Source organism: Gordonia sp. IITR100 (genome assembly GCF_002009645.1).
In the GTDB taxonomy this organism is placed as follows: Bacteria; Actinomycetota; Actinomycetes; order Mycobacteriales; family Mycobacteriaceae; genus Gordonia; species Gordonia hongkongensis.
Map to the genome: position 1 here is coordinate 1 of NZ_MVKV01000034.1, position 8914 is coordinate 8914.

Sequence of the window (8914 nt, forward strand, 5' to 3'; positions counted from 1 at the left end):
ACCGCGCGGTACACGCCAAACTGGCGTGCCCGTAACTGGAAGCGCAACAACCAAGTGCTCTCTGGTATCAGATCTCCTGGCAGGTCCCCGATAGCCGGTCCAGGCAGGGGTCACGGTAGTAATGGCGCAAAAAACAACGAAGTTCGCGTAGTGCCTGGTCAGCGGGTAGACGGACGCTCTTGTTGGTGGCCGCTATCGGTGGCTGCGGTCGGGGCCGATGAGGCTGGTGATGCCGCGCATGGCTGCCGGTGAGGGTTTGAAGTAGCGGCGTAGGTTCTCGGGTTTGCGGTGGCGGGACTTGGCCATCAGCTCCACCAGGCTGGCACCGGCCTCGCCGAGATGCGTCAGGCCGGAATGCCGAAGTTCGTGCAGATCCCAACCGGTGCCGGGCCCATTCGTCGCGGTGGCGGCATCCAGCACGGCGCGGGCCTGGCCGTAGGACAGCCGGGCCAGCCCGGTGTCGGGGCAGATGTCCCGGTCGGCGGCGGCCTTTCCGGGGCCCGGTCGGCGGTGGGTGACGAACAGCGGTCCGCGGGTGCGGCCCTTGGTGAGGCGTGGCAGGAGCCGGGCGGTGCCCGCGTCCCAGTACACGAGCTCGTGCGCGTACTCGTGGTAGGTGGCACCGCGGCGGCGGGTGCGGGGCTTGGCGCCCTTGGACTTCACCGGGCAACACCGCCCGGCCAGATCGAGGTCCTCGATGTTGACCTGGAGCAGTTCCTCGGTGCGGGCGCAGGTTTCGTAGAGCATCCGCCACAGCGTCTTCTCCCGGAGGTCGATGTCGCGGCGGGCGATGAGCCGGTCGATCGCGGTGCGCGAGTGCACCGGGGTGGTGGAGTCCGGTGGAGTGGAGCGTTTCACCCAGGCCGGGACCGCCGGGGCGGTGTGGCCGTGCTCGCGGCACCACGCCAGCCACGACGCGACCGCGGCGCGGCGGGCGTTCCAGGTGTTGACTGCTGAGGAGCCCCACAGGGTTTCGAGGGTTTCACCGATCTCATCGTCGGCGACGTCGGCCAGCCGCCGGGTCTCGCCGAGCGTGGCGGTGGTCTTGTCGACGGCGATGCCGTAGGCGCGGCGGGTGTTCGGGGAGCCGATCGAGTCGAGGAAGCTGTCGCCGGCGGCGCGGACGGTGATCCCGGACGGCACGGTGGTACCTCCCTCACTGGGCTTGCCGCAGATAACAGGTCCGCGTCGCGCACCGCCGGAGCGGAGTCGGCGCAGGCCGGATGTCATGATGCTACAGATAACAGGGTGTTATCCGTGGCAGTCGGAAAATGGCCTCACCCGAGTACCGGGCGATGCTCATGGGGTGTCTATGCGCCGATTTCGCGGTGGACGCCGCCGGCGGCGGTGTTGACCGCTTCGGCGAGGGTGGGGTGGATGTGGATGGCTTGGGCGAGTTGGGTGTAGGTGGCGCCGGTGGTCATGGCGATGACGGCCTCGTGAACGAGGTTCCCGCCGTCGGGTCCGGCGATGTGGCAGCCGAGGATACGGTCGGTGGCGGCGTCGGCGACGAATTTGACCAGGCCGCGGGTGTTGCCGATGGCGCGGGCTTTCACGACGCCGGTGAAGTCCTGGCGCCCGACGACGACGTCGTAGCCGGCGGCGCGGGCGGCAGGTTCGGTGAGCCCGACGGCGCCGACTTCGGGGTCGGTGAACACCGCGTGCGGCACGATGCGCCCGGTTGTGGTGCGGTCCTGGCTTCGGAATATGGTGCGGTAGACGATGTCGGCGTCGTCGCGGGCGGTGTGGGTGAACATGGGCCCGCCGCGCAGATCGCCGAGCGCCCAAACATTTTCGGCGTCGGTGCGCAGGGAGGCGTCGACGGTGAGGAAGCCCTGTGGGTCGGGTTCGAGACCGAGGTACTCGAGGCCGAGATTGTCGCTGTTGGGGGTGCGTCCTGTCGCGATCAGCAGGTGGCTGCCGGTGATGTCGTCGGCTTCGCTGCCGGTGCAGCCGAGCCGGATGTTCCCGGTGGTGCCGGTGGCCGCGGTGCAGGTGGTGCCGGTGAGCACGGTGATGCCGTCGGCGGTCATGCCCTCTCTGACGGCGGCGGAGATGTCGGGGTCCTCGCCGGGCAGCAGCCGGTCGGCGCGTTGGATGAGGGTGACCTCGGAGCCGAATCGCCGGAACATTTGGGCGAACTCGCAGCCGACGTAGCCTCCGCCGACGACGAGCAGATGTGAGGGCAGGTCGGTGAGGTCCAGCAGGGTGCGGGAAGTGAAGTAGGGGACGGTGTCGAGGCCGTCGATGGCGGGGATGGTGATCCGGGTCGGGGCGGACAACACCCCGTGGCCTTACGGGCGCGGCGCCGCAGGGTGTAGCCGACGGCGGCGGCCACGACCAGCACGCCTGCGGCAAGCAGCCACGGGCTGGTCAAGACACCGCCGAGACCGGCGAGCACGCCGCCGGCGATCAGGGCGGGACCGGCGCAGCAGGCGACCATCACCAGCACGCCACCGGCCACTGCGAGCAGACCACCGAACCCGCCCGAGTCGTTGTCGGGTGTGTTCATCGCCTTGTTGTCGGGTGTGTTCATCGCCGCCCACTACCGTCCGCGGCGGGGATGCGCGGGCAGCAGCCCAGCGCGGCGGAGTTGTCGGCCGCCAGCGACCGCGCCAGCATCACCAGGTCAGCTACCCGCGGATCACCCACGGAGTACCGCAGTTTCTTCCCGTCGCGGCGCGCGAGGACATACCCGCAGTCGGCCAGGCAGGACAGGTGTACCGACACCCGGGGCTGCGAGATGCCGGCGTGTTCGACGCAGTCGGCGGAGGTGCGCTCCCCGGCGAGGATGAATTCGAGGAGCTTGAGCCGGGTCGGATCCGACAGGGCGCGAAAAAACTTCGCCGTCGTATCCAGATGCGTACACGCCGACTCGGCACCGGGCACGGTGACAGTGGCGGTGGTGGACCGGGCCATGGGATCGCCTCCACGAGACTTGAACTATTCGGATAAGCGCATAATATGGTTCCGGTAGATATTCGTCAACACGAATAGCAGCCGTTGTCGGTTCAGCGGTTGCCCGACCAGGAGGCACCCTCGTGACCTTGACAGATTCCCGCGCCGATCTGGCGATCATCGGTTCCGGCTCGGCGGCGTTCGCCGCCGCCATCGCCGCGGTCAACCTCGGCAAACGGGTGGTGATGGTGGAGCGCGGGACGGTCGGGGGCACGTGCGTGAACGTCGGGTGTGTGCCCTCGAAGGCGCTGCTGGCCGCCGCCGAGGCCCGCCACGCCGCCGAGGCGGCGGGCCGGTTCCCCGGGCTCACCCCCGCCGAGGTGCCGCTGGATTTCCCCGCCCTGATCGCGGGCAAGGACGCGCTGGTCGGGCAGCTGCAGGCGGAGAAGTATGTCGACCTGGCCGCCGACTACGGGTGGGAGATCGTCTCCGGCACCGCGGTGTTCGACGGCAGCGCCGAGGCACCCGTGCTGCGGGTCGCGCGCGCCGAGGGCGGTGTACGGGTGATCGAGGCCGACCAGTATCTGATCGCCACCGGTGCCGCGCCCTGGGCTCCGCCGATCGACGGCCTCGTTGAGGCCGGGTATCTGACCTCGACCACCGCCATGGACCTCCAGCAGCTGCCGGAGTCGCTGATCGTGGTGGGTGCGGGCTATGTGGGGCTCGAGCAGGCCCAGCTGTTCGCCCGCCTGGGCAGCAAGGTCACGGTGATCGCGCGTAGCCGGCTGACCTCGGGTGAGGAACCGGAAATCTCGGCCGCGCTCGAGGCCGTCTTCGCCCACGAGCGCATCGACGTGCTCACCGCCGCCACCGTCGAGAAGGTCCTCGCCGACGACGGGCACAAGGTGGTGACCGTGCGCACCGGCGGCGGCGCCAGCACCGAGCTGCGGGCCGAGCAGGTGCTGATGGCCACCGGCCGCCGCCCCAACACCGCCGGGCTGGGCCTGGATGCGGTCGGCGTCGCCGTCGACGAGCGGGGCGCGGTCGTGGTCGACGACCGCCAGCGCAGCAGCAATCCGCGCATCTGGGCGGCCGGGGACGTGGCCGGGGATCCGCAGTTCGTGTACGTGGCCGCCGCGCAGGGCACCCTGGTCGCCGACAACGCCCTGGCCGGTGCCGATCGCGTCCTGGACTACACCACGGTGCCGCGCGTGACGTTCACCAGCCCCGCGATCGCCTCGGTCGGACTGACCGACGCGCAAGCCGCCGCGGCCGGGCTGGCCTGCCAGTGCCGGGTGCTGGGGTTGTCGAGCGTGCCGCGGGCGCTGGTCAACCGGGACACCCGCGGCCTGGTCAAGATCGTCGCCGAAGCCGGCACCGGCCGGATCATGGGCGTGCACGCCCTCAGCGACGGCGCCGGGGACCTGATCACCGCCGCCACCTATGCGATGACCGCGGGTCTGACCGTCGACCGGCTCGCCCACACCTGGGCGCCGTACCTGACCATGGCCGAAGCGCTGAAACTGACCGCGCAGACTTTCACCACCGACGTCACCAAACTGTCCTGCTGCGCAGGCTGACGCCGTCGGACGGGAGGCAGTGATGAACGGACACATGACGATCGGGGACCTCTCGGCCCGCACCGGGGTGCCGGTGAAGGCGCTGCGCGAGTACACCGACCTCGGCCTGATCTACACCCTGGGCCGCAGCCCGGCCGGCTACCGCCTCTACACCGACGACGCGGAGTGGTGCGTGCGGTTCATCGGCGAGCTGCGCGGCCTCGGGCTCACCATCGCCGAGATCTGCCAGCTCACCTCCACCGACCGTGACGACCACGGCCGTTCGGTCGGCGCCCATCTCGCCGAGCTGCTGCAGCGGTCGCGGCAGCGGCTGCGCCAGCGCATCGCCGATGCCGAGCAGATCCTCGACCGCATCGACGCCTTCGAAACCGCACACCGTGCGCATCTGGCCACCGACGACCTGTGCTGGGCCGGTGACCCGTGCGGATGCGAGCTACGGGCTTGACCCTCACCCCGGGGACAGACCCTACCGTCGGCACCGTCACTGTCCGATCGCCCTCGAGGAGTCCGATCCCATGAGTACCGACAACCTCACTGCCGACGTTTTCGCCAAGATCCTGCCCGCCGGCCGGGACCGGGCGCTGATGCGCGCCGCGCTGCGGCTGCTCACCCACGGCACCCCGGTCACCGTCACCGAACTCGCCGCCGCCGCGGGAGTGCCCGACCTCGACCCCGCGCAGACGCCGATCGGCGCCGACGTCGAATACGACGAGGCCGGCCGGATCGTCGGCTGGGGCCTGACCCTCAACCCGACCCCGCACCGGTTCAGCGTCGGTGGCCACCAGCTCTACACCTGGTGTGCCCCCGACACCCTCATCTTCCCCGCCGTCATCGGCGCACCCGCCTGCATCGAATCCGACTGCCCGATCACGGGCACCACCGTGCGCCTGACCATCGACCCCGTCACCGGGGTCAGCGACCTGGAACCGGCCACCGCGATGGTGGCCTTCGTCGACCCCGACCGGATCCAGCCCGGTCACCTCCGCGCCACCTGCTGCAACCCGCAGATGTTCCTCGCCACCTCCGACGCCGCCCACCACTGGCAGGCGAAATTCCCAGGCATGACGGTGCTGCCGGTCACCGACGCCTACCACCAGCTCGCCCGCCCCCTCGCCGACGCGATCACCGACCCGACCACGACCACCGGAACCAGCGCCTGCTGCTAGATCGCGCCGCCGCCGATCCGGGCCGGCGCTGCGGGTCAGAACAGGGTGTCCCGCACGCGCAGCGGCCGGTACCCGGTGGGGCCGAGCTGGGCGAGTTCGGCGTCGATGTCGACCTCGATGGCGCCGAAGAAGTTGATGTTCTCGCTGTGGGCCGGGGAGATGTGCGTCAGCACCTCGTCGTCGATGCGCCGCCCGGCCCGCCGCATCTGTTCGGTCGCCAGCCCGTAATACTCTGTGGTCCAGGCGATGACGGCGTTGGTCGCCAACGTGAGGCACCATGCCTGTTCGGTCTGTCCCTCCAGGTGCCTCGCGCGCACGGCGCCTTCGTGCGCGTAGAGCAGGTCGCGGCGGAGCGCGTGCAGGGATTCGCCCTTGTTGAGCTGTCGGGAGATCTTGCGCCGATAGCCCGGGTCGGACAGGTACCGGGCGGCGTAGATCGTGCGCCGCAGCGCCCCGTATTCCTTGAGCGCCGCCGCGAGGGCGTTCTGCCGGCCCGACGCGGAGAGCTTGCCGACCAGCAGCGACGCGGTGGCGTGCCCGAACTTCAGCGACCCGCTCAGCCGGAGCAGGTCGTCGTAGTGCTCGGCGATGAGATCCAGATTCAGCTTGCGGGTCAGCAGCGGCCCGGCGTGCGGGAACGCGGACTCCACCTGGGCCCGAGGCGCCGCCCGATACAGGGTGATCCGGCCCAGGTCCCGGATGCGGGGCGAGAGCTGCAATCCGAGCAGGTCGAACAGCCCGAAGTTCACGAGGGTGACGCCGTGCGTGTCGGTCGCATGCTCGGTGATCGGCAGATCCGTTGCATTGCCGAGGATTTCGTCCAGCACGTAGTGAGCTTCGCGTCTCGTCGCGACGATGACCTTGGTGCCGTAGGTGGCGTGCTGATCGGTGACATGGGTATACGTGCTCAGTCCTTCGTTCGCGAAATAGCGGCTCAACGCTCTGGCGGTGACCGATTTGCCGCGGGTCGGGAACCGTTGCCCATCACTCGACGACAGGGTGCCGGCGCCGAAGACCGGGGTCAGCGGCAGCCTTTGGTGGTAGTCGATGATCGTCAGGTTCGCCGCCCGCAGCGTCTCCTCCCGCACATACCATTCGCTGGTCCAGGCCAGGATGTCGTAGGAGAGGCCCGACGCCTCGGCCATTCGGGTCAGCCCGAGGTTGGTGGAGTAGGCCAGCAGGACGGCGATGAGGTTGCGTTTCAGCTCCGGGCTGCGGGCCTGTTTGCCGCCGGCGTGGGTGAAGCAGTCCAGGTAGCCGGTGCGTTTGTCCAGCTCGATCAGCAGCGACACGATCGGCGCGAACGGCAGCATCTCCGTCAGCTCGGCCTTGAGCGCCGTCGCCTCCGCGGGCACATCCTCCGCCGACAGCGGTGAGATCACCAGGTCACCGGCCTCATCGAGACGGACCGGCCCGTCGCCGCCGGCGAGCACCTTCTCCAACTCGCCCATAGCGGCGTCGAGCTCGTCGGTGGCGGTCGCCAGCGCGCGAGCGGGATCAGCGGACTTGCCGACCAGGCGGCAGAACTCGTCACGCTGCGGCTCCCACGCCTGCGGGGTCAGCAGGTACGCGGCCGGGTCGGCGTAGCGGCGCGACCCCGGCACGAACACATCCCCGCTGCGCAACCCGTCACGCAGCCCCAGCAGCACGCACAGCTCCCAGTAGTGCCGATAGGCGGTGGTGTTACCGGCTTTGCGGGCCTCGTCGAGGTAGCCGCGCCACTTCGTCGGCACGAACCCGGTCGGCGCGTCGTCGGGCACCTTGCGGGTACCGGTCGCGTTCAGCTCCCGCAGCATGTGCACCCCGATCAGCAGCTCGGTCGCGGCGGTGCCGCCGGCGAACCGGACTGTCGACAGCACCTGCGGGGTGAACTGCCGCAGGTAGGAGTACGAGCTGTCCAGAGCGGCCAGGTGCCCGTGATCGCGCGGCAGCCGAGGCTTGGCCTGCGCGACCGCGGCCCGCAACCGCTCCCATCCGATCCGATCGCCCCGGATCAGGCCGCCGATCTCCTCGTCGGGGATCTGCAGGTCACAGACGATCGCCAGCAGGTCGTCGAGCAACCCCTGCCGATCCTCTCCGGCCTTACCGCGCTCGGCCAGCTCGTCGCGCATCCGGCGTTCGGCCTTGCTCAACCTGGCCGAGATCGCCTGATCGAACAGCTGCACCACCTCGTCGAGCACATCGGTGGCCGACTGCGCCAACACGGTGAGCAGAATCGGGTAGCGGCGTTGCGGATCCCGGCGTTCGAGGGCTTGGCCCGTCAAGCGGCGGCCCACCGTCGCCAGGAACCGCCGCCGCTCCGCCGGCAGCACCGACATGTCCAGCTCATCCGCGCCCAGGTTGCGCAGGAACACCAGCTTCTCGACCTCGGCCTTCACCGCGGTCGCCGACGCCTCCACCGGGCCGGTCGACAACCACCGCAACCGCGACATCTCGATCGACGGGTCGACGACCAGCAACGCATTCAGTTCCTTACACCGCTGCGGCGTGAACTCGCGCGCCAACCGGTCGTAGGTCTCCCGCTGCGCCCGCGTGCGAGCGTGCGCGACCCGGCGGACCACCGTTTCCGGGCCCGGCCGGATCACCCGCGCCGAGATCAGGTACTCACACGCCAGCCGGAACAACAGCGTCGGCGAATCGTGCTCCATCGCCCGCGCCAGCAGAAACTCATCCAGCTCCTTCAACTCCATCGCCCCGGCAGGCCGCCACCCCAGATACTGGGCCACCAGCCGCACATGCTCGGTCCGCGTCTGCGCCCGCTTGCCATACGAACGAAGCTGCGCTGCATCGATATTCAGCTGATCCGCCAGCCGGGCCACCGCCACCGGCGGCGCCGACGGCACCTTGTCCGGCACGAACCCCAGCCACGGCAAGGTGCACAACGCCACCGCCAGGCCCAGACGGACCGCAGGGCCCCTGCCCTGCGGAGCAACAAACGCCAGATCCGCCGGGGTCAGCGTGAAGTACCGGAACAACTCCTCACGACTGATCTCCGGGAACTCCCGCAGGCGCTGCAACTCCTCGTCCGCGAATACCCGCGTCGCCACGAACCCCAGCCTCCAACACGCCGACCAACCTCATCGGCAGACAAGCCAAGCACCAACCACCCCGGCCCGCAGCCCGAACCGAGAAATCGCCGCTGACCAGGCACTACGCGAACTTCGTTGTTTTTTGCGCCATTACTACCGGGACCCCAGGCAGTTCTAGAGCCAGTTTCTTCTAGCTGTCGGTCAGTCGATCTCGCAGCCCACAGGGTGGTGCTGGTGGGTG

Annotated in this window: 7 protein-coding genes; 3 read left to right on the top strand and 4 right to left on the bottom strand. The window is 69.5% G+C overall.

What is annotated here, in order from left to right; all coding sequences use genetic code 11:
* Positions 1-192: 192 nt before the first annotated feature.
* From B1818_RS23595 to B1818_RS23610, 3 genes are all read right to left on the bottom strand, one after another.
* Positions 193-1143: a site-specific integrase gene (locus tag B1818_RS23595; RefSeq protein ID WP_005195278.1), complete on the bottom strand. Its 951-nt coding sequence runs from the start codon at positions 1141-1143 to the stop codon at positions 193-195.
* Between the two features lie 167 nt (positions 1144-1310).
* Positions 1311-2285, bottom strand: a complete 975-nt coding sequence (locus tag B1818_RS23600) for an NAD(P)/FAD-dependent oxidoreductase (RefSeq protein ID WP_005195276.1) — start codon at positions 2283-2285, stop codon at positions 1311-1313.
* Between the two features lie 247 nt (positions 2286-2532).
* On the bottom strand, positions 2533-2919 hold the full coding sequence (locus B1818_RS23610; protein WP_004018626.1) for a helix-turn-helix transcriptional regulator: 387 nt from the start codon (positions 2917-2919) through the stop codon (positions 2533-2535).
* A 122-nt stretch (positions 2920-3041) separates the two neighbouring features.
* On the opposite strand from B1818_RS23610, the gene merA reads away from it, so the two are divergent.
* From merA to merB, 3 genes are all read left to right on the top strand, one after another.
* Positions 3042-4478: a mercury(II) reductase gene (gene merA / locus B1818_RS23615; RefSeq protein WP_005195274.1), complete on the top strand. Its 1437-nt coding sequence runs from the start codon at positions 3042-3044 to the stop codon at positions 4476-4478.
* A 22-nt stretch (positions 4479-4500) separates the two neighbouring features.
* Positions 4501-4923 (top strand): MerR family transcriptional regulator, encoded by a 423-nt coding sequence (locus tag B1818_RS23620; RefSeq protein WP_005203167.1) that lies wholly within the window; start codon positions 4501-4503, stop codon positions 4921-4923.
* Positions 4924-4993: 70 nt separating this feature from the next.
* A complete protein-coding gene (merB, locus tag B1818_RS23625; protein ID WP_005195267.1) occupies positions 4994-5644 on the top strand; it encodes an organomercurial lyase MerB in 651 nt (216 codons plus the stop codon).
* Positions 5645-5679: 35 nt separating this feature from the next.
* Here the strand turns inward: merB and B1818_RS23630 are convergent, their stop codons facing one another.
* Positions 5680-8691 (bottom strand): Tn3 family transposase, encoded by a 3012-nt coding sequence (locus B1818_RS23630; RefSeq protein WP_005195266.1) that lies wholly within the window; start codon positions 8689-8691, stop codon positions 5680-5682.
* Positions 8692-8914 lie beyond the last annotated feature (223 nt).

Bases quoted from the DNA above. Each gene is read 5' to 3' on its own strand.
- B1818_RS23610 (WP_004018626.1), bottom strand. From the start codon at position 2,919: ATGGCCCGGTCCACCACCGCCACTGTCACCGTGCCCGGTGCCGAGTCG.
- merB (WP_005195267.1), top strand. From the start codon at position 4,994: ATGAGTACCGACAACCTCACTGCCGACGTTTTCGCCAAGATCCTGCCC.
- B1818_RS23620 (WP_005203167.1), top strand. From the start codon at position 4,501: ATGAACGGACACATGACGATCGGGGACCTCTCGGCCCGCACCGGGGTG.